19 protein-coding genes and 1 tRNA gene are annotated in these 18,986 nt (G+C 65.6%); 5 read left to right on the top strand and 15 right to left on the bottom strand.

Annotated features, from left to right (window positions below; genetic code table 11):
- Positions 1–52 precede the first annotated feature (52 nt).
- The 3 genes from ACFVTC_RS34325 to ACFVTC_RS34315 all read left to right on the top strand — a co-directional run bounded on the left by ACFVTC_RS34325 (position 53) and on the right by ACFVTC_RS34315 (position 2,161).
- Positions 53–976: a metallophosphoesterase gene (locus ACFVTC_RS34325; protein ID WP_168529263.1), complete on the top strand. Its 924-nt coding sequence runs from the start codon at positions 53–55 to the stop codon at positions 974–976.
- Between the two features lie 281 nt (positions 977–1,257).
- Entirely contained in the window at positions 1,258–2,058 is an 801-nt protein-coding gene (locus ACFVTC_RS34320) for a Pr6Pr family membrane protein (protein WP_390132380.1), read from the top strand.
- A 29-nt stretch (positions 2,059–2,087) separates the two neighbouring features.
- Positions 2,088–2,161, top strand: a tRNA-Pro gene (locus ACFVTC_RS34315).
- 121 nt (positions 2,162–2,282) lie between these two features.
- Here ACFVTC_RS34315 and ACFVTC_RS34310 read toward each other — a convergent pair.
- From ACFVTC_RS34310 to ACFVTC_RS34250, 13 genes are all read right to left on the bottom strand, one after another.
- Positions 2,283–3,788, bottom strand: coding sequence for a LacI family DNA-binding transcriptional regulator (locus tag ACFVTC_RS34310; protein ID WP_390132379.1), 1,506 nt, complete (start codon positions 3,786–3,788; stop codon positions 2,283–2,285).
- 57 nt (positions 3,789–3,845) lie between these two features.
- Complete coding sequence (locus ACFVTC_RS34305) at positions 3,846–4,190, bottom strand: DNA-binding protein (protein WP_390132378.1); 345 nt, start codon at positions 4,188–4,190, stop codon at positions 3,846–3,848.
- A 289-nt stretch (positions 4,191–4,479) separates the two neighbouring features.
- On the bottom strand, positions 4,480–6,027 hold the full coding sequence (locus ACFVTC_RS34300) for a YfjI family protein (RefSeq protein ID WP_390132377.1): 1,548 nt from the start codon (positions 6,025–6,027) through the stop codon (positions 4,480–4,482).
- On the bottom strand, positions 6,024–6,386 hold the full coding sequence (locus ACFVTC_RS34295) for a hypothetical protein (RefSeq protein ID WP_390132376.1): 363 nt from the start codon (positions 6,384–6,386) through the stop codon (positions 6,024–6,026). The genes ACFVTC_RS34300 and ACFVTC_RS34295 overlap by 4 nt, the downstream gene beginning before the upstream one ends.
- Positions 6,383–7,276, bottom strand: coding sequence for a bifunctional DNA primase/polymerase (locus tag ACFVTC_RS34290; RefSeq protein ID WP_390132375.1), 894 nt, complete (start codon positions 7,274–7,276; stop codon positions 6,383–6,385). The genes ACFVTC_RS34295 and ACFVTC_RS34290 overlap by 4 nt, the downstream gene beginning before the upstream one ends.
- Entirely contained in the window at positions 7,273–7,953 is a 681-nt protein-coding gene (locus ACFVTC_RS34285; RefSeq protein WP_390132374.1) for an SAM-dependent methyltransferase, read from the bottom strand. The genes ACFVTC_RS34290 and ACFVTC_RS34285 overlap by 4 nt, the downstream gene beginning before the upstream one ends.
- A gap of 88 nt (positions 7,954–8,041) precedes the next feature.
- Positions 8,042–8,506: a hypothetical protein gene (locus ACFVTC_RS34280; protein ID WP_390132373.1), complete on the bottom strand. Its 465-nt coding sequence runs from the start codon at positions 8,504–8,506 to the stop codon at positions 8,042–8,044.
- A gap of 204 nt (positions 8,507–8,710) precedes the next feature.
- Positions 8,711–10,828, bottom strand: coding sequence for an ATP-binding protein (locus ACFVTC_RS34275; RefSeq protein WP_390132372.1), 2,118 nt, complete (start codon positions 10,826–10,828; stop codon positions 8,711–8,713).
- 93 nt (positions 10,829–10,921) lie between these two features.
- Positions 10,922–11,239 carry a hypothetical protein gene (locus tag ACFVTC_RS34270; RefSeq protein ID WP_390132371.1) on the bottom strand — a complete coding sequence of 106 codons (318 nt, stop codon included), beginning with the start codon at positions 11,237–11,239 and terminating at the stop codon, positions 10,922–10,924.
- A gap of 2 nt (positions 11,240–11,241) precedes the next feature.
- Positions 11,242–11,634 (bottom strand): RRQRL motif-containing zinc-binding protein, encoded by a 393-nt coding sequence (locus ACFVTC_RS34265; protein WP_390132370.1) that lies wholly within the window; start codon positions 11,632–11,634, stop codon positions 11,242–11,244.
- The gene (locus ACFVTC_RS34260; protein WP_390132369.1) at positions 11,634–12,491 is read right to left on the bottom strand and encodes a protein spdB; all 858 of its coding nucleotides are present in this window, start codon (positions 12,489–12,491) and stop codon (positions 11,634–11,636) included. Before ACFVTC_RS34260 ends, ACFVTC_RS34265 begins: the two co-directional genes overlap by 1 nt.
- Positions 12,488–12,754, bottom strand: a complete 267-nt coding sequence (locus ACFVTC_RS34255; RefSeq protein WP_390132368.1) for a DUF6284 family protein — start codon at positions 12,752–12,754, stop codon at positions 12,488–12,490. Before ACFVTC_RS34255 ends, ACFVTC_RS34260 begins: the two co-directional genes overlap by 4 nt.
- 84 nt (positions 12,755–12,838) lie before the next feature.
- Positions 12,839–13,018 carry a hypothetical protein gene (locus ACFVTC_RS34250; protein ID WP_390132367.1) on the bottom strand — a complete coding sequence of 60 codons (180 nt, stop codon included), beginning with the start codon at positions 13,016–13,018 and terminating at the stop codon, positions 12,839–12,841.
- Between the two features lie 371 nt (positions 13,019–13,389).
- On the opposite strand from ACFVTC_RS34250, the gene ACFVTC_RS34245 reads away from it, so the two are divergent.
- Together ACFVTC_RS34245 and ACFVTC_RS34240 are read left to right on the top strand one after the other, a co-directional pair.
- A complete protein-coding gene (locus tag ACFVTC_RS34245; RefSeq protein WP_390132366.1) occupies positions 13,390–14,187 on the top strand; it encodes a GntR family transcriptional regulator in 798 nt (265 codons plus the stop codon).
- The gene (locus ACFVTC_RS34240) at positions 14,184–14,858 is read left to right on the top strand and encodes a YdcF family protein (RefSeq protein ID WP_390132365.1); all 675 of its coding nucleotides are present in this window, start codon (positions 14,184–14,186) and stop codon (positions 14,856–14,858) included. The genes ACFVTC_RS34245 and ACFVTC_RS34240 overlap by 4 nt, the downstream gene beginning before the upstream one ends.
- 40 nt (positions 14,859–14,898) lie before the next feature.
- On the opposite strand, the gene ACFVTC_RS34235 is transcribed toward ACFVTC_RS34240, so the two are convergent.
- Both ACFVTC_RS34235 and ACFVTC_RS34230 read right to left on the bottom strand, forming a co-directional pair.
- Positions 14,899–18,651, bottom strand: coding sequence for an NACHT domain-containing protein (locus tag ACFVTC_RS34235; protein WP_390132364.1), 3,753 nt, complete (start codon positions 18,649–18,651; stop codon positions 14,899–14,901).
- Between the two features lie 179 nt (positions 18,652–18,830).
- Positions 18,831–18,986: transposase (locus tag ACFVTC_RS34230; RefSeq protein WP_390132516.1), on the bottom strand; the 156-nt coding region annotated here is incomplete at its 5' end.

The following is an 18,986-nucleotide window of genomic DNA, read 5'->3' as shown; positions in this document are numbered from 1 at the left end:
GGTTGTCCACAGGCGGGGACGCGAAGCCGCCGGGGTCTGACACGATGGACGTATGCGCGCACGATACGGAGTACCCCTGGGAATCACGGCGGTGGGCGCCGCCGGACTGTTGTACGCGGCAGGATTCGAGGCCCGCTCGTTCCGCCTCCGGCGGGTCACGGTCCCGGTCCTGCCACCCGGCATGCGACCACTGCGCCTCCTCCAGGTCTCCGACATCCACATGGTGAGCGGGCAGCGCAAGAAGCAGCGCTGGCTGCGCTCCCTGGCCGGGCTGCGCCCCGACTTCGTCATCAACACCGGGGACAACCTCTCCGACCCTGAGGGCGTCCCCGAAGTCCTGGACGCCCTCGGCCCCTTGATGGAATTCCCCGGCGCGTACGTCTTCGGCTCGAACGACTACTACGGCCCCAAACTCCGCAACCCGGCCCGGTACTTGTTCGAGAAGACCCAGGGCCGCCACGGCCTGAACGGCAACAAGCCTGCCGTTCACGCCATCCACAACCCGTGGGAGGACCTGCGCGACGGCTTCGACACGGCGGGCTGGCTGAACCTGACGAACACCCGGGGGACCCTGAAGATAGAGGGCTCCGAGATCGAGCTGACCGGTCTCGACGACCCGCACATCAAGCGGGACCGCTACGCACGCGTGGCCGGCGGCCCGTCGGAGTCGGCCGACTTCTCCCTGGGCGTGGTCCACGCTCCGTACCTGCGCACGCTCGACGCGTTCACGGCCGACGGCTACCCCCTGGTCCTGGCCGGCCACACCCACGGCGGCCAGCTCTGTCTCCCCTTCTACGGCGCCTTCGTCACCAACTGCGACCTGGACACGGACCGCGTTAAGGGCCTGTCCACGCATACGGCGGAGGGACGGACGTCGTACATGCACGTCTCGGCGGGCTGCGGCACGAACCGCTACACGCCAGTACGTTTCGCGTGCCCGCCCGAGGCGTCACTCCTGACCCTGGTGAGCCGCTAGCGGGCCTCCGCCGACCAGGGCGGACCTCTGATCCCCTGATCACGGCTCACGAGCCGTGGATCACGAGCCGTGGATCACGAGCCGTGGATCACGAGCCGTGGGTCACGAGCCGTGGGTCATGAGGCGTGGGTCATGACCCTTGAGCCCCTGACCATGCACCGCTGACCGCGACGCATCGCGCGTCGCTGGTGGCACTCGAGGCCGACGCGGCAACACCGGGCCCGTAACTCGACCGGATGCCCCAAATGGCCCGATTCATCCACCCCACTTAACGTGGGCGCATGATCGCCCCGATCCCCAAGGACATACCCGACCTCCCCCCGATCCCGGGTATCGCCGCACTGACCCCGTACAGCGTCCCGTCGGCGGCGGTGGTGTCCCCCGTGCACCGCCCGCTCGCAGCGGCCTTCCGCCTCCTGGTCTCCATGACGGCAGCGGCCGGCATCGCCATCGACCTGTACCTGGGTAGCCCGGCACATGTGCTGAGCTACTTCGCCGCCCAGAGCAACCTGCTGGTGGCGGTGGTCCTCGCCGCCTCGGCCCGGCGGGCATGGATGGCCCGCCGCCCCCTGCCCGCGGCCCTCACCGGCGGCACGCTGCTGTATATCCTGATCACGGGCCTGGTCTACCACCTGCACCTGGCGAACCGTCCCGGCGGCTTCTCGATGACCGGCGAGACCGCCTCGCTCCACGGCTGGCAGGCCCTCGCGAACCTGATCCTGTACACGGTGACACCGGTCGCCGTGGTGATCGACTGGCTTCTGCTGACCCGCCCGGCCCCACTGGCGATGCGATACGCGGCCGGCTGGCTCGTCTACCCCCTCGTCTACCTGGCCTTCTCCCTCACCCGCGGCGCGATGCTGCCGCCGGGCACCACGGAGCGCTACCTCTACCCCTTCGTGGACGTCGACCGGCACGGATACGTCGGCATCCTCGGAAACACCGCGATCCTCGGCGTCGCCTTCTACGCCCTCGCCCTCCTCGTCGTCGCCCTGGACCACCTCCGCCCCGACCCACTGCGCCACGGCGGCCGACGCCCCGAAAACCGGATTTCGTCTCCGGCCACCGGTGGGCTAAAGTAAACGACGTCGCCGCGAGAAGCAGTGACAATCGGGGTGTAGCGCAGCTTGGCAGCGCGCTTCGTTCGGGACGAAGAGGTCGTGGGTTCAAATCCCGCCACCCCGACAGCTAAATCGCAGGTCAGGCCCGGTGCTGATTACTCAGCACCGGGCCTGCCTCGTTCTCCAGGGGCTCTCTGGAGAAATCCTGGAGAAGATCTTGGAATCTACCTCCGGATCGGCGCCCGCTAGCGAGTCTTCAGCAACGCGTCCAGGGCAGCAACGGGCGAGCCGAGACTCATCGTCCGGCGCGCGTCCAACGCTTCCTCCCACATCCCGGTGAGGGCGGTCATCAGCGTCTGCCGCATCCCCGGCGTGATGTGGTCGTAGCGCGACTGGACGGAGCCGTCCTCATGGCCCATGCGTTCGTCCATGAGCTTTGGCGGGGTCCCGACTTCCCTCATCAGGGTCTTGTGCGTGTGGCGCAACCCGTGCGGGGTGAGCCCCGGGGCGATCGGCACCCAGCACGCCTCAGCCCGCTTGGCGGCTCCTCGCCCGCGGGCCGGGATGCCGGGCCAAGGCTCGGCAACGACGGGCACCGGCCGCTCTTCCTGACTGCCCCGCCCCGGGTACCGTCCTGTCGCGGCCGGCCGGAAGAGCCACGTGGCGAAACCGGAGCGCCGCCAGTGGGCAGCCAACTCCCCCGATGCCGCGTTGCGGACGTATCCGAGAGCGCTGACAGCTTCCAGCACCTTCAGGCGAGTCGACTCCGCCACGGCATCCGGACGGTTGAGGACGTTGGAGACGGTGCCGGTCGATACTCCAGAGCGGCGCGCCACGTCGACTAGCTTCGCCCCAGGGCGACTTACGGACCCGTTGGCGGTTCCATGCCCGCGGAAGACGTATGCCAGTCCGTGACACTCACAAGGCTTCGATCTCGTCCGGGCGATGTGCCCGGCAAGCAACGAGGCGAGGAAATCCGGAGTGTCGATGTCGCGGTAGGAGTCGTCCTTGGGCGGGCAGCGGTGCAGTTCGCCAGTGTCGAGTTCGTAGAGCTGCCACTCCACGCGGATGCTCTTCGGCCGGATGAACTCGGGCTCAAGGCCAACGATTTCGCCCCAGCGCATGCCGGTGTAGCCCTTGAGAATTCCAGCAGCGAACTCGTCGTCGCGGCCCGACAGAAGAGCCATTCTCTCGGCGAGCAAGAGGATGCCGACTGCGGTCGTGACTGCCTTCTCCGGTCCACGGTTGCGTGAGCGGCCGGCGCGCTTTCCTCGTCCGCGGCGCTTGGTTGCCGGATTGGAGTCGCGCAGTCCCTCATCGACAGCGTCGGCAAGGATCAGGTGCAGTGTCGCCCGCCATGTCTTGACGCTGGATGCCGCATAGGGCACGGCGCGTTCGTACTTCTCCCAAGCGGCAACGTCGGTGCTCAGGATCTCGGCAACGGCGGCGTCCTCGAACGAGGGGAGTAAATGCTCTTCGATGTGCCGCCGGTAGTTCTGCATGGTGGATGCTGCCAAGTCCTGTGCGGCATACCAGCGGTTCACGTACTCACCGAAGGTGATCCGTTCACGAGGTGCCTTCTTCGTTCCGGCCAACAGCTTCGCCTCTTCGGCGTCGGCCGCCTTCTTTGCCGCAGCCTTGGTCCGGAAGCGGATGGCATCGCCATCGGCGTCGCGGACAGTGGCGTACTTGCCCGGCGCGAGCTTGTACCGGCCGCGCCAGTAGCTGCCGAGACTCTCGGCATAACCCACCTTGTTCTCCTATGAACGGGCGTGCCGCCCGGTCGGAAGACCGAGCGGCACACGGAATCAGGCTGCGCTTGACTGCGGTTGGACGCCTCGCGCCCTGCGCGGCGTCCTGGCCTTCAGGGACGTGACGGATGCCGCGGATGCGGCCGCCCTGCGCCGTGGGGCTCGTTGTACTGGGGCAGGAGCGTCGTGGCTCTCGGCCGGGCGGCTCTCGAAGATGCGCATGATCTCGGCGAAGTGCTCGGCCGTGAACCGGTAGCTCCCCGCGGGCTTGGTGAAGGGGATGCGTCCCCGACGAGCCTGCTCCTTCACCCACCACTCGGAGCAGTGGAGGGCCTTGGCGATGTCGCTCGGAAGGTAGACAGGGGGAAGTGCCGGGGGTTCGAGTCGCGGAGCGGTGCTCATGTAGCGGTGACTCCTCACGAGGAAGCGGGATCCGCTGACAGAACTGACAGAACCTCCTCGGCAACCCGTTGACCTGCGATTTTATCGATTTCTGGATCTCTGACAGAACTGAGTTAAAACCTGACAGAACCTCGTCGGGGGAGGTTCTGTCACAGGACGCCCGGCGGACCGCCGGGAGTTCTGTCAGGTTTTAACTCAGTTCTGTCAGAACCGCGATCATGGCCGTTTGTGCAGGTCACAGGTTTACTCGGGGGGTTGTGTCAGTTCTGTCAGCGGTCTGGGGGTTCTGTCAGGCTCCGCGTGCGATGCGCGGGTGGGTCTCGTACCGGGGCGATGGCGGTCGGCCGCCCTTGCTGGAACGAGGCGGGGGCGGGAGCTGGCGGATCCAGCCGTGTTCTTCGAGCAGTGTCAGCGCGGGATCCACGTCGCCGATCTCGGGGAAATCGGCCGGGCGCAGCGACCGATACAGCTCCCGCTTGGTGAACTGCGCGGGGTTGCTGGAGACGAGCTGGGCGAGGACAGTCACGGCGGGTTCGTGGGCGGGGCCGGCGCTCATGACTGTGAATACGTCCAGGGCGTGCGCGGTGAAGTAGTCCCCCAGTTCAGTAGCGGCGGCCATGGTGGACGCCTCGATGGGCTTGTGCCATCCGTCCTCGGGGTGGGCGGCGAGGTGTAGGAGCCCGGCGATGCGGGCCACGGCCCCGTCTCGCTTGGACGCCCATTTCACGATCGGCGCGAAACTCCCGTCCGGACCGAGACGCGACTCAGTGACCTTCTGGAAGGCCAGCAGGACCGCGTCGGCCTCGGGGGTGAGCTGGATGAGGGCGGGATCGGTCCAGTCCGCCAGGGCGAGCGTCAGACCCGCCAGATGCTTGGCGTAGGTGGTGGCGACCTGCTCGTCCAACAGGGCGGGGGTCAGGCTGCGGAAGCCAACCAGCGAAAGGGGCTTGGAGTAGAGGAACCGGGCGAGGAGCCCGCGGCCGTCTGCTCCGTCGATGCGGCTGAGCGCGTCCAGAACTTCGGGCTGCACGGCCAGGCCGATCGTGACCGCCGGGGAGTCAACGTGCTGAGCACTGCGGCCCTGCCGGTTGACCCGGAGCATGTCGCCCGCGTGGCCCTTGAGGAACATGCCCATGTTGGGCTTGCCCGTGTAGCGGCCGGCGATGATATCGAACAGCTCCCCCTCGGCGCTCAGGCAGGAAATGCGGCCGCCCTGCTCGTCCAGGAGCGTCCCGACGTTCTCCGGGGTGACGTCGTCCGCGACGAGCTGCGGTTCAGCAGGAATCCGCATGTTGTCAGCGTTCTGCGCCAGTTGGACGGCTTCGGCGGTCAGGGTGTCGCGGTGTTCGGGCTCCGCACTCGCAGCCTTGCCGGCGGCCTTCTCAGCTGCGGACTTGGCCAGCCTCGCCAGGGTCTCGGCTTCCGCCCGCACGGGTCCGGACAGTTCGATCAGGGCCTTCTCCGCATCGAGAAGCGGCTTGACCATGAGGTCGAAGACGGCGGACTTGCGGTTGCCGGGAGGCAGGGCGATGGCGGTGTAGATGTTCACGGGCTCACGCCAGTGACCGCGCACGCACACCTTGACCCGTCCGCCAGCGGCGGTGGCAAGGACCGCTAGGGCCAGGCATCCGGCTAGGTCCGACGGGGTCTGGGTCTCCTCAGCGACACCGCGCACCATGCCTTCCAACCAGGCAGGAAGGACGTCCACGGGGAAGTCCGGAAGCGGCCGGCGTGCCCGGAGGGGTACGGGTTCGTCCCAAACGGGACCGGTGATCTGCTCGGGTTCGATGTGCTCGAACCCTTCCCACAGATCCGGGCCTGCGTCGTTGGTCGTCATGCAGCGGCCCTGCCTTCCGAAACAGGGTTCAACAGCGGACATGTGGCGCGGTGCTCGCCATGAGCGGCGATCAGTTGCAGGACGTCGGCACGGCCGATGGCCTGACGCTCGTAGCCGCAGGCGCACCCGGATCGGGCGGACGGGGTGACACCCCAGGACGGCGGCGCGACGATGTGCAGCCACGCCGCAGGGCGGCGCCCGTCGTCCGCGTGCGCGTCAGGACGAACAGCAATGGGGACGCCTTCGGCGACGCCCTTCGGGTCGCCCGCGGCCGGACCCTCCACAGGCTGTGGAGCGGCGTGCGGGCCGTCCGGGGTGGTGGTGATGCTCTTCAGAGGGGGATGCCGGCGGGTGCTCATGCCGTCCGCCGGCTGCGCTGGTTGTGGGCGATGGACCAGTCCAGGGCGCTGCGGAGGGTGGAGCGGCACTCGGACGCGGACAGTCCCGTCGCCTCGCCCGCTCCCTGAAGAGCCTGCTCCACCACGTGCCGGGGGAGGTCGCCCCACGCGACGAACCGCCCCAACGCGCGTGCGGCCCGGAACAACCGGGCCTCGCGGGAGCCGTGTTGGGCCCCGACGACGTTCCGCGTCTCGTTGGCAAGCGCTACATCCGCGTATCGACAGGATTGCCCCGCTACGGCCCCCGAGGGCGACTGTACGGCCCTGGGGGCCGGTTTGAGTATGCTCAGCAGCCAGACGGGCACCGGGGCCACCACAGGGCCGCTGACGGCTTCGTAGGGTCCGGTGGGGGTGATGCTGCCCGCGGCGACGACGTAGCCGCCCCACGCCCGGGTGTCGACTAACGAGGCGATGGTTCCTGCCGTGTTGGCCAGCCGCACCCCCGCAGGCGCGGTGAAGTACAGGTGGCTTCCGCCGCTCGCGGTCCGCGTCCGGTAGGTGTCGGGGACGGCATGGCCGGTGCGCTCGCAGAGCGCCCCGAAGGTCGCCGCGCCGCCAGGCGCGCCCTTGTTGCTGTCGTCCTTGGGCACGTCCAGGTCGACCACCAGCAGCCCGGAGGGCCCGGTGGCGATACCGACGTTGAACGGCCCGCGGGACCAGGTGGCGCGGATGCGGTCGGGGTCGGTGGTGGCGCGCTGCTCCCACTTCCGATGCCCGGCCGCGCACAGGCCGGTGTTCGGGCAGGAAGCCTCCCCGTGCAGGGCGGGCCGCTTCGTGCCCGGACGAAGGGGGAAGACGCGCCAGCCACGCTCAGCCGCAGTCAGTGCCGCGTTCAGCAGATGCTCATTCACGCGGCCACCCCCAGGGTGGGGGTGAGCAGGCGCAGGGCGGCGCGGCCGATGTGTTCGGCGTAGGCGGGCGGGATGCACTCGCGGGTCATCCAGGGGACGTTCATGACGCGGCGGGCGAGGGGGACGCCTGAGAAGTTGCCGACGAACTGTCCGTGGTGGCCGGGCGGGACGGGGCGGCCCATCTTCGCCTGAGGCACTGTGTGTTCGTAGTGGCCGGGCTGGGTGAGGGTGAAGCCTCCCCCGGTCTCGAAGTACCGGTGCCGGTAGGTCTCCAGGCCGAACATCGCCCCGCAGAGCATCACGGGCTGCCGGAGCTTGGGCAGGGCGCCGCGTACGTTCTCGATTACCCACGGGCGTCCGGTCGCTTCCAGGGCGGCGCGGGTCGGGTCGATGAGGTCCGGGTGGGTGTTGCCGTGCAGCCGCTGGCAGTCGCTGTCCAGTTGGCAGGGCGGGGAGGCGTGGATGAAGTCGAACTCGGCTCCGTGCTCGCGGATGAAGCCGACCGCATCCGCCTGTACGAACGGGTGGGGGTAGAGCGGCTGCGGGTCGATGTCGACGCCGGTGACGTCGAATCCGACGTCGCCGTAGCCCTTGCCTGCTCCGCCCTGGCGGCAGAACGTGTCCAGCAGGCGCGGCCGTAAGGCGCGCTCTCGCCGGATGTCGGTGGGTTGCGTCATGCTGGGTGACCTCCACAGGTCTGTTGAGGACTGGAGACAAGGGCGGCCCCGCGACTTTGGCGGGACGAGGGGGCCGCCCTTGGCGCAGCTAGCTGTAGAAGCGGTTCCGCTTGATCACGGCCTTGCGGATGTTGACCGTGGTCCCGCCCTTCGAGCCGGACGCGGAGAAGATCTGTACGGCGATCCATCCGCCGAAGATCACAGCGGCCAGGATGATGAGCTGGGTGATGAGGGCGGTGAGTGCGGCGATGAACGTCGTCAGGAGCAGCAGCCCGCCGCACACCGCGAGGAACCCGACGCCCCCGAGCGCGACGTTCACGGCGGCGCGGGACACGGCCGACTTGGCGGCTACCGGTTCCGGCTGCATGGGGTTGATGGCGTAGCCGGTGACGACGCGGCCGTCCGGCAGGACGACACTCGCCACGCTCGGAACGGCCCCCGGCTGCACGGGAATGAGAGGCGCCGGAATCGCGGCGGCGGGGGCGAGCGGGGTGGGCCGGTGGACGTCCACGGCGGTCTCGTACCGGCCGTGGGGGGCGTGTTTGGGGTACATGCGGAATCCCTTCGCGATGCGGTGCAGGGAGGCGGGACCACCCCCTTGCGGGGTGGCTGTGGAGGAGTGTTTCGGGGGTCTGACCTGCGAGCCTCCCTGACTCCCTGAGCGATCATTTGTGCAGCTCAGGGGCAGGGAGGCGGGTCAGGGAGGGGTTCAGGGAGTTCTCCCTGTCTCCCTGCCCGGGGCGGGCCCGGCTCCCTGTCATCCTTCGGCGGAAGCGGAACCGCCGGTGTCGCGGTTGGCGAGCGAGCGCAGGACGCGGTCACGGCTGACGACCATGACCCCGTCGGACTTGTGCGGCTCCGCGCCGGCATCGTCCAGGACGCGCTTGAGGTCGATGAACGACCAGCCGCCGTACGCGTCCGCGCTCAACGCGGCGAGGCGGGCCAGCACGTCCTTGGTCCGGACCCGCGGTGCGTCCCCGAGGACGCTGGCGATGTCGGCGAGCGGGTCGCGCTTCTCGCTGCGGTTGGTGGTGGTGAGGGTGGTGACTCCGTCGCGCAGGGCCTTGGCGCGGTCGGTGATGGCCTTGGCCGCGTCGTCGTCGACGTAGTGCGTGCGCACGGTCAGCGAGGACTGGCCCTTGGGGATGTCGATGCCGGACGACGCCACGACCAGCGTTCCCTGATCCAGCCCGGGACGGAGCAGGTTCGGCGCGGCCCCGCCGTCGACGGCCTTGTCCCCGAGCGCCATCCGGGCCTGGGACTCGGTGCCCAGGGCGAGGGAGGCGCGGGTGTGGGCGCCCTCGCGGACCAGCTTGGGAAGGTTCTGGTCGGTCGGGTCCTGGGTGCCCTGCCACATCAGGACGTTGACGGCCCGCCCCTGGTTGTGGATCTTGCGGACGGCCATGAAGTACCGGGACGTGGCCTTGGACCCGCCGTAGAAGCGACCGTCTTCGTCCTTGAGCGGGCACATGAACGCGACCTGTGCCTCATCGACAAGCACGATCAGGGCGGGGAACTGGGCTCCGGGCGGGGCCATCAGGCGCCGGTTCATCTCGGACACGGCGCCTTCGACCATCTCGGTCACCTCGATCACGTGCTCATCGGTCGGCCCCTGGATCAGGGTGAGGGCGAGGCCGTCGAACATAGCCCAGTCGCCGATGCCCTTGAGGTCGCCCATGAGGAACTGCACAGACTTGTCGAGCGAGAGCCACAACGCGAGGGAGCGCAGGGCCACGGTCTTGCCCTGATTCGACAGACCCGTGATCAACAGGTGGCGCTGATACAGGGAGAGCGCGGCAGCATCCCCGCGCAGGTCCTGACCCCACGGGGCGCGGCCCTTGGCGTAGTCGGCAGTCATCGTCTCGTCGGTGACCAGCGGGGACGGGCCGATCGGCTCATCCAGGGCCCCGGAGTCGGCCACCCACAGCCGGACCGTGCGGGCCGCCTGCGGGATGACGATGAACACCTCGTGCTCGTGCCGGGACAGGTTCTCAGCGAGCTTCCGGCGCCGGTTCTGCACCTCGATCGTGGACACCCCCGACGGCAGCGTGACGTCCACCTCGACACCGCATCCGGCGATCCGGATCGGCCCGAGCATCGACGCGCCGGCGTCACCCATCTCCTTGATGGCGTTCCGCAGCGCGGGCACCCCGAGGTCGCGCAGGGCCTTGACGACGATGGACGGGGTGATCGGCTCGCCCTCTCCGTTGCGGACGTTCGCGGGCAGGGCCCACGCGGGGGCCGCTTGCTGCTTGCTGCCGACCGCCCACAGGGCGAGCAGGGCGAGGAACGGGCCGATCGTGATCGCGGGTCCCCACACGACCTGAACGATGGTGATCATCAGGTTGATGAACTCCATGACGGCCATCAAAGGGGTGACGACGTGCGTGACGTCCTTCGTAGCGATCGCCATCACGATCCCGAGCGCGACCAGACCGCCGATGCCCACACCGGTCCCGACCGCTATGCCCTTGGCCGCGTCCACGGGCGAGTGCAGGAGGTCCATGCGGCGGCCGTGGCGGGCCGCTCGGAACTGCTGCCCGCGCTCCTCCCACTCCGCGGCCACCTCGTAGTTCCCCGCGGCTTCCGCCGCACGGAACATCCGCTCGTAGCGGGACGCGGTACGGCCGTCCCACGTCCGCTTCGCCGCGATCTTCGCCCCGCCCGCGACGTACAGCGTGTGCCGGGCGATCGCGCGGGCGGTCGTCTTCGTCGTCTCGTGCGTGACCGCGGTCTTCACGGCGCGTCCGGAGCGCACCCACAGCGGAACGGGCGCGGCGGGGGCCGGTTCGGGGACCACGGTCAGCGTGGTCACGGTCGCCGGCTCGGGAGCCGGCGGGGTGTTCTTGTGCAGGGGAACGACGTTCTCACTCATCGGGAAAGCACTCCTGACTGCCCCATGCCGGGGTGAAGTTGAAGGGGGAGAAATCAGTGCGGAGTGGTGCGGCAGCGGGATGGTGCGGGCGCGTCACCACCAGCCGGAGGACTTCTTGGCGGCCTTGGCGCGGGCGGCCTCGGTGATGAGCCGCTGGCGTTCGCCGTGCAGGGCGGTCAGTTCGGCGTTCAGCCGCGTCTCCGCAGCGGTGGAGACGAACTCCAGCCGCCGTTCGGCGCGGGCGGGGCTCTTGCCGCGGGCGATGCGGTAGGTGCCGCCGGCGAGGGCGCTGAGCACGACGCGGCGCTCGGAGCTGGTGAGCGGCCAGGTCTCGCCGCGTCGGACCGCTTCGAGCTTTCGGGTTGCTTTCTGGATCTCGCGGTCAAGGCGGCGGGTGTCGGCGTTGCCCATGATCAGGCACTCCTTACGGCGGCGGACGTTTCGGGGAAGGCGCACAGGACGCACATGCCGAGCGATGTCGGCAGGCAGTAGCTGTAGGTGATCCGGCAGTTGGGGCAGGTGCGGCGGGCGAGCATCGCCAGGGCGAGCGCGCCCCACTTCCGTGACGTCATCGGCCGGACCGGCTTGGCCAGGTCGAGGCGGTAGAGGTAGGAGACGCGCACGCCGCCCTGCCGGCGGTTGACGCGCATGACCTGCGCGGCGATCTCCTGCCCGCCGGGCCGCAGACCGCGGGCCCGTAACTGCCGGCGGGTGGCGAGCCCGTCCGGGGCCAGGCGCCACGGGTAGGTGGGTATCCCGTAGCGGGCCCCGGACGGGTCGAAGCACTTGCCCCACGCGGCGGACATCAGGCGACCCGCTTCCATGCGGCCCGGAGGCGGACCTCGGATGCGGAGTGGCCGGCCGCGCGGAACCGTACGGCCATCTCCCGGTAGGACAGGGCGGGCGTCTCGCTGTGGCGGATCTCGTCAACGAGCGTGTCGAGGGCCGCGTCACTGAGCGCGGGCGCGGTCTCCAGCGCAGGCACCAGCGGCTCGATGGGACCCCAGACGGGCAGTTCCCATCGGGGTGTGACGTTGGGTGTGACGCGGTGCGTCACGCTGGTGAGCGCCCTGCCGGTGTCCTCACCGTTGCGCGCCGACTCCAGCGTCGACCACGCGCGGGAGAGGGTCTGTGCGGTTTTGGCCTGGACGCGTGCGACGCGGGCGCCGGCTTCCGTCACGGCCGTCAGCCGGGTCTCCTCGGTGCCCGCTTCCGCCCGCAGCCGGGCACGGGCCACGGCCGCTTCGTCCCGGGCTTCCTGCTGAACGCCACAGATCATGTCGAGGGCGCGCGGGGTGAGGGCGGTGCGCTCCCACATGCCGTGCACCAGCCACAGGGCCTTCGCCGCGATGGGCAGCCAGGCCACGGCCAGCCACGCGCCGGTGTCCGCTTCCGCGGTGAGCGCGTGAGCGACCAGGACACCGGTGGCGACCAGGCCGAACGACCAGCCGACCGCGGTCACCGCGCGGCTGTGGTCGCCCTGCGCGGCGAGGCGGCGTTCGTAGGCGAGGGTGGCCAGCCATCCCCCGTCGATACCCAGACCGACGACCAGAGCGACGGGCCACGGCATCGCCCTACCGAGCCACATCATGACCACGCCGAGGGTGAGGACCATGGACACGGCCGTCATCGCGACGGCGGGAAGGGCTGTCTTGGCCCTCACGCCGCACCGCCGGCGGCTTCCTCGGTGGTGCGGTTGGCGAGGACGCGGTACTCCGTGAGGACCCGGGCGAGTGCACGCCGCACGCGGCGGGTGTCGACGTCGTTCGGGGTGTGGTCCATGGCGATGATCTGCGCGTCGATCAGGTCGACGTCCGCCAGGATCAGCGGCATCTCCCGCTCGATCGCATCCAAATCCGCATCCGTCGGCTCGTTCCAGTCGGCGAACGCGGTAACAGCTTCCTGAACAGTGACGATGTTGTTCATTGGGTCGTGGTCTCCCTAGAAGATGTACGGCCCGACAGCGCCCCCGGAGTTCCAGCTCCGGGGGCGCGCCGTTGCGGGTGGGTGTCAGTCGGTGATGGTGATCTGAGCGCCGGGGCGCTTCTGCCAGCTCAGCTCGTTGCCGATCGCGGTCCGGGCGTCGGCCCGACTGACCACGTGATCGAAGTGCGCAGTGTCACTGACCTGCTCCCGCTCACCGGTCTTCAGGTCCGTGACAGTGGCGGTGAAGCGGTAGGTGCGCTTCATGCGAGGGCTCCTGACGTGTTGATGGGAGCGGGCCTGGCCGGACGGCTCCGGCCTCGGCCCCTGGCGCCTCGCTTGCACAACCGCGGTGGCCGGGCAGGCGAGGGAGGTAGCGGCCGTCACCCGGGCCGCCGCGGGGACGGGGGTTCCCCGTCGATTCGTCGCGCTGTTGAGTTCTCAAGGAACGACCAGCAAGGGGCCCACGCTGAGGCGAGCAATCCCGAACCGGCACGGCCCGTTGGCAGCTCAAAGAAGAGCCGCCAACTCGCTGTCCTAGGACTGCGAGCGGCTTGAGATGACAGTGACACGTAGTCCTAGGACTGTCAACAGTCCTAGGACTGTGGTTCACTGGTCCGCGTCGAGAGGAGTTCTGCGTGGCACCGAAGTGGCGCGACCTGGCGGACAGGCTCGCGGAGCAGATCAAGAACGGTGAGTACGCACCGGGCGCCCAGCTGCCCCAGATCAGGGAGTTGGTCGACGCAGGCGAAGGCTCGAAGGCCACCGTTCACCAGGCCTATAGGGCTCTGGAGGCCGAGGGCCTGGTGACGTCTACACGCGGCCACGGCACCGTGGTGCGTCCGCGAACGCCCCTTAAGCGGCTTGGTATCGCCCGCTACGACAAGGCGAAGTGGCGTGACGGGGACGAGGTGGCGTTCATCGCTGACCGAGTTGCTTCGGGACGGGCCTATAAGCGCGACGAGCAAACGCAGACCGTAAGCCGTGTAGCGGCGAACAGTCTTGTGGCGGAAGGGCTAGGCGTCTCAGTCGGCTCTGAGGTGTACGCGCGCGCCCGCCTCGTGAAGGAGGGAACGCAGCCGACTCACACCCTGACTAGCTACTACAGGCCAGAGCACGTTGAGGGCACACGCATCGTTGACCCCACCCCTGGCCCTGCCGGCCGTGGCGGCGGGTACCGGGTTCTCTATGACGCCGGGTACGAGATCGACCACATGAGAGAAGCCTTGTTTGCCCGAGTCCCTACCGCGGACGAGGTGCAGCTCCTGCAACTCCCCGCCGGTGAGTCTGTAGTCGAGCTTCACCGGACCGCGTACACCGCAGATGGCACGGCGGTCGAGTTCGCAGTGGGCGTCCATTCGGCGTCTCGCTTCGCCTGGGAGTACGACTTCAAGGTTCCGGACTCGGCGGCAAAAGACAGGAAGGGCCAGGAATGATCTCGGCGCAGACATGGGCGGATGCACGGCTTCTGTGGGACTACCACCGCATGCACCACGATCCGCGGCCCTGTTCGGTGGCTGTCGGTCTGGGCAGTCACGATCTAGGGGTGGCTGACGTAACCGCGGGCCTGTTTCGCCAAGGCATGGCGCCGGTCATCGTGTTCACCGGGGCCACCAGCCCCACGACCCGGTCACGTATGCCGCGTGGAGAGGCAGTCCACTATCGGGAGCGGGCACTGCAGCTCGGGGTCCCTGATTCCGCCGTATTCGTGGAGCCACGCGCGACGAACACCGGCGAGAACATTGAGTTCACGAAATCACTGCTGGCAGAGGCCGGTGTCGAGGTCTCGGCAGTCCTGCTCGTGAGCAAGCCGTATGAAGAGCGGCGCTCGTACGCCATGATGCGGAAGCTCTGGGCCGAGGTCGAGGTGGTGTGCGCGTCCACGCCGATGAGTTTGGAGGAGTACGCCGACTCCATCGGGGATGCTCGCATGGTGATCGACATGATCGTGGGCGCCCTGCAACGCGTGCTCGTGTTTCCTGGCTGGGGTCTGGCCATCGAACAGGATGTCTCAGACACAATCGTGGCTGCCTATGAGCGGTTGTGCGCCGAAGGATTCATTGGACGGCTGCTGCCCGCTGATGTTGTCGCTCGTCCTGGCGGCTGACGCCGACACAGGTCGCACTGTATAGACCAGTGCAACTTCACTATTGCTCGGAAAACCACTCGCCATCAGCTGCAACCCTGGAAAGCGGAATAGCCTTTTTCGCGTTATCACGCTTGACCACCGATTCTGCCACAATGACAAGGAAGCGCGGATATTCCTCCTGCCGCGAGGTAACGGTCCGAGCGATATCAATCGGCATTTCGGAGAAGATGTGGTAGACGCCAGGATGGTACGTTAGATCGAAACCGGCAGAACCATAGATTTTCTTCAATGAACTCAAAACTTCCGCCCATTCAATCATCGCGCCGTGAATTCTATGCAATACGGCGAAGTAGAGTGCGTTCAGTACCGGCGACTCATTCCCCTGGTAATCTGCCAGATATTTATTTGACAGGATAACATGGTCACTATTGGTCGCGACCGAAGCAATCAACGCTGCGAGCCTTGGACTAAGAGACTCCCCCAAATCGTCAAACCGAATCTTTCGAGGATCTGCGCCCCAGCGCAACACAGTTCCGACGATCTCATAGATACGCTCGAAAGTGGGATAATCGACCGAGGTCAACGCTGCGTCGATGTCCGCAGAGAGCCGGGAAACGGTCGCAGGGCCGCAAAGTGAAATCGCAGCGCACACCCAGATCGGCTTCTGCGATTCAGTAATATCGCTCAACTGGGCTCTCCACCAGTTGACATTTCCAGCCTGCTTGCGAGCGAAGAGTAGACGCTGAATAAGTCCCGCTTCACCCGCGAAGAGATTCTCTGGTTCAGCGTTGATTACAGACTCGCGACCACATGCCCTCACAAAGCAAAGCGCCATGCACCAGACGGCCTCCGCTGGCTGAATCTCATCCGTCAAATCATCGATGAAGCTTTCAAATGCCCCATTGCGTTGGAACGCCTTATTGAGCGGTTGGGAAAGCAGGCGCATAAAAGATTCCACGACAGGGTTCACACGCAGATCACCGGCAATTTGGGTCGGCTCATCAGTAGCGAACCTGGCGCCGTACTGCTTTAGGCCGTCAGCAACGGTCATTCGATCATTGTGCGCACCCCCGCGGAAATGTGAGACCGAATACGCCGCAGTGAAAAACTCTAGATCGGTCGTGATCTTACGTGGCAGGGTATACCCCGTCCGAGATTCCTGCACGGCGTCGATATAACTTGCCAAGCGGTCAGGTCGCTGCGCGTAGTAGTTAATATGTCCCGCCATGATCATAAATTTGATAATCACGGGCTCAAACGGATCAGGCCCCTGAGAATTAAAAATTTCGGAGATGTCACCTTCCGAAGAGCTCGCCAAAACTCCGAGGTAATATCCCGTCAAAAACCAGGACATTTTCTCTTCTTCGTTTCGCAAATCCGCGAAATTATCTCTCCACAGGGTTGTCAACTCGGCGAGGGTGCTATTCTTCTGGGCCAGACGTGCAAGCGCGGTTTGCACGTCATGCTTCGGACTTTCTTTCAGCAAATCGATGCAGCGAAGAACCAACTCATGGCGACCGCATCCCTCCGGGAGCGTGAGAAGAGACTCGGAATCGAAAGAGTACATGTCGTCGCCGAGCAAGGCCCGGTAGCCGTTTTTGTCAAGAATCATTCCGACTGTCTTTTGAAGACTGCGGGGGTTCTGACTGAATACCCAGTCTGCAACCAAAGTTGCGGCGAGCGTACGCGGGTGAGAAGTAAGCCCTAGGTCTGGATCCGCACACAGTACTTCGAGCCTGTCCACTAGAGATGGAAGCTCACCCTTGCTGAAACAACCAGCGTAGAAGCGAGTCACGTTCAGCCAGTGCGTATTCCTCGCCAACGCATCGAAGCGCTCATCCTTAGTCCCTTTCCTGGGACTACCGACAGGACTGTAGGGAGCTGTTTCGTAGAGGTACCGTCCAGCGAAATACTCCCTAAGAGGTTGCACTTCAAACTGAAACAATCCTTCAACTGCGCCAACAAGAAATACAACACGCTGAGAAAGGCCAGTGAAAAGCTCATCCACTAGGTCAGGGTTACGTTGTTCTGCAACAAGGTAGTCACGCAGAACCGACTTTAGCCTGCTGGATTCAATCTTGCCCAGTGTGCTGCCTGTTTCAGCTTCGCTGTGGAGGACCCAGGCAAGGTATCGATGGACATCAATCAGAAGTTCTTGCCTAAGCTTCACGGTTTCACTCTTCTCGGCCTCGCGGGCAAGAAAGAGCTCAACGTAAATGTCGTAGAGGGCTGTCCGCTTGTCCGGCAGGCTGCTCCCCCGCGTATGGATGACCGTAAGCAGAATTGCCAATTGCATGGGGTTGCGAGCGAGATCTCGCATGTGCGGCTGATCCAGCTTGTCGTTCAGCACTCGGCGCAAGTTGGCAAGTTCCTTGGGCTTCAACCTTCGTGATCTTGCCCACCTGCTGGCATACTCCTCAATCAGCGGACGTCCCAAACGTGAAAGACTCCACCGGTGGAAAAGTTTCGGGGGAAATTCGTTTACTTCAGCCAGGGCTGATGGGCGGGTCGTAACCAGTATCTGCAGCGCTGCTGCGGAGTCTCCGAGCCGGCGGGCGGCAGATGTAACCTCGCGTACGACCTCATTCCTCAGAGAGACTTCCGCGACCTCATCGAGGCCATCAAGGACAAGGAGGAGCGCGCTCGAACTTGCGGTCAAAGCTAGATCGTCTGGAGTGAAGCTACGCCCGCCGGAACGCTCGTTTACTAGGTAGCTAATGAAGGATTCTAGCGATTTATTGAGATGTTGGGGCCGACGCTCATCGCGTGCCTGACCGAAGGGATTTCTACCGGCAAGCCAGGTTGCGTATTCTCTGAGATCAACCCGGATTGGGAACCGTACAGAACTCGGCTTGTGCACGTCCGGGAGTCCCTCAAATTCAGGCATTCCCAGCATCTTCATACGGTGAACCTGGCAAATATACTGGCCCAGCGTGGATTTACCTTGGCCGGGTCCACCTTCTAGAACGACGAGACTTGCCAATCGGGATAGCTCATCGTCGAGTAGAAGCGTGGCTGCCCCGACTTCTACCTGATGCCTTTGAGTAGGGTGGACCGTATGACCAACAGGTTGGACGAGTTGTGACAGTCGATGAACGGCTGAGCGAATCTGATGCGAGTTACTGTGGCCACGACGCTTCGGCTGATCGCTCCACTCAGGAACCGTTGCAGGTACGTCGACGAAAAGATTCAGAATTTCGTTGCTCAGGTCAACTTGCTGGAATCTTACTTCGTTATCATCCTCGTATTGCGCAACAGCAAAAGTACGTAGCGCGTCGAGACGTACGCCGTGAAGGGCGGAGGCGTCCGCTTCCGCCAAAGCCTGCAAGACATCCGTACCGCGAAGCATGTCGGGGTATGCCCAACGAATATCGGCCGAATTTTCGCATCGACGATCCAGATCGTCCCGCCACCACACCCTGATGGGAACTTCAAGTTCTGTTTCTAGCAGGGCATTAAGGGTATCGATTGACCCGAACTCGGGAAAGGCAGTCCCAGGCACGTTCGTGATCAGAAGATACTCTACGATTTCCGACTCGGCCGTAAGCATGGATTGCAGCTTAGGAAGTTCGCCCCTCATCGTATCGACGACCCATTTATGAGCGTCAGTAATACTGAAGGGATTTCGCACGTACTTAACTTGGAAAACTCTACTGCGTGTGGGGTCGCCTGAAAGCACCTGAAGTGCGTCGCGGCCTCCGTCACGCTGCCCCACAGGGAAGCATTGGGTTCCAGGGAATTCCCGCACAATCAATGCTTGGCACAAATGTTGAAAACGCTCTGGGTCGAGTTGCTCGTAGTAGAAGGTCACTTTTCCCCCACAGCGTGCTTGTGCCGCGCCGACGCACCCGCCTATACCGACTAGCGGGCAGTAACTCTACTACCAATGGCTGTGGTTGAGGAGCAGTGGACTCGATTTGATGTCCCTCTCAGGCCGACGGGCGACGCGCGCACCGGGAGATGCCACGAGAGCTCGTCTTAGAAGTCATCTCATTTGGTGAGTCTGCGGTAGCAGATGAGGGTGCAGGCGATGCTGGTGAAGGCGAGAAAGTGCTCGGCTTTGCGCTCGTAGCGGCGGTGCAGTCGCCGGCATCCGGCAAGCCAGGACATCGTGCGTTCCACGGTCCACCGGTGACGACCCAGACG

Origin of the sequence: Streptomyces sp. NPDC057950 (assembly GCF_042887295.1) — a bacterium.
Lineage (GTDB): Bacteria > Actinomycetota > Actinomycetes > Streptomycetales > Streptomycetaceae > Streptomyces > Streptomyces kaempferi.
The sequence above is the reverse complement of the archived record's forward strand: the minus strand, read 5'-3'. Positions and strand labels throughout refer to the sequence as shown.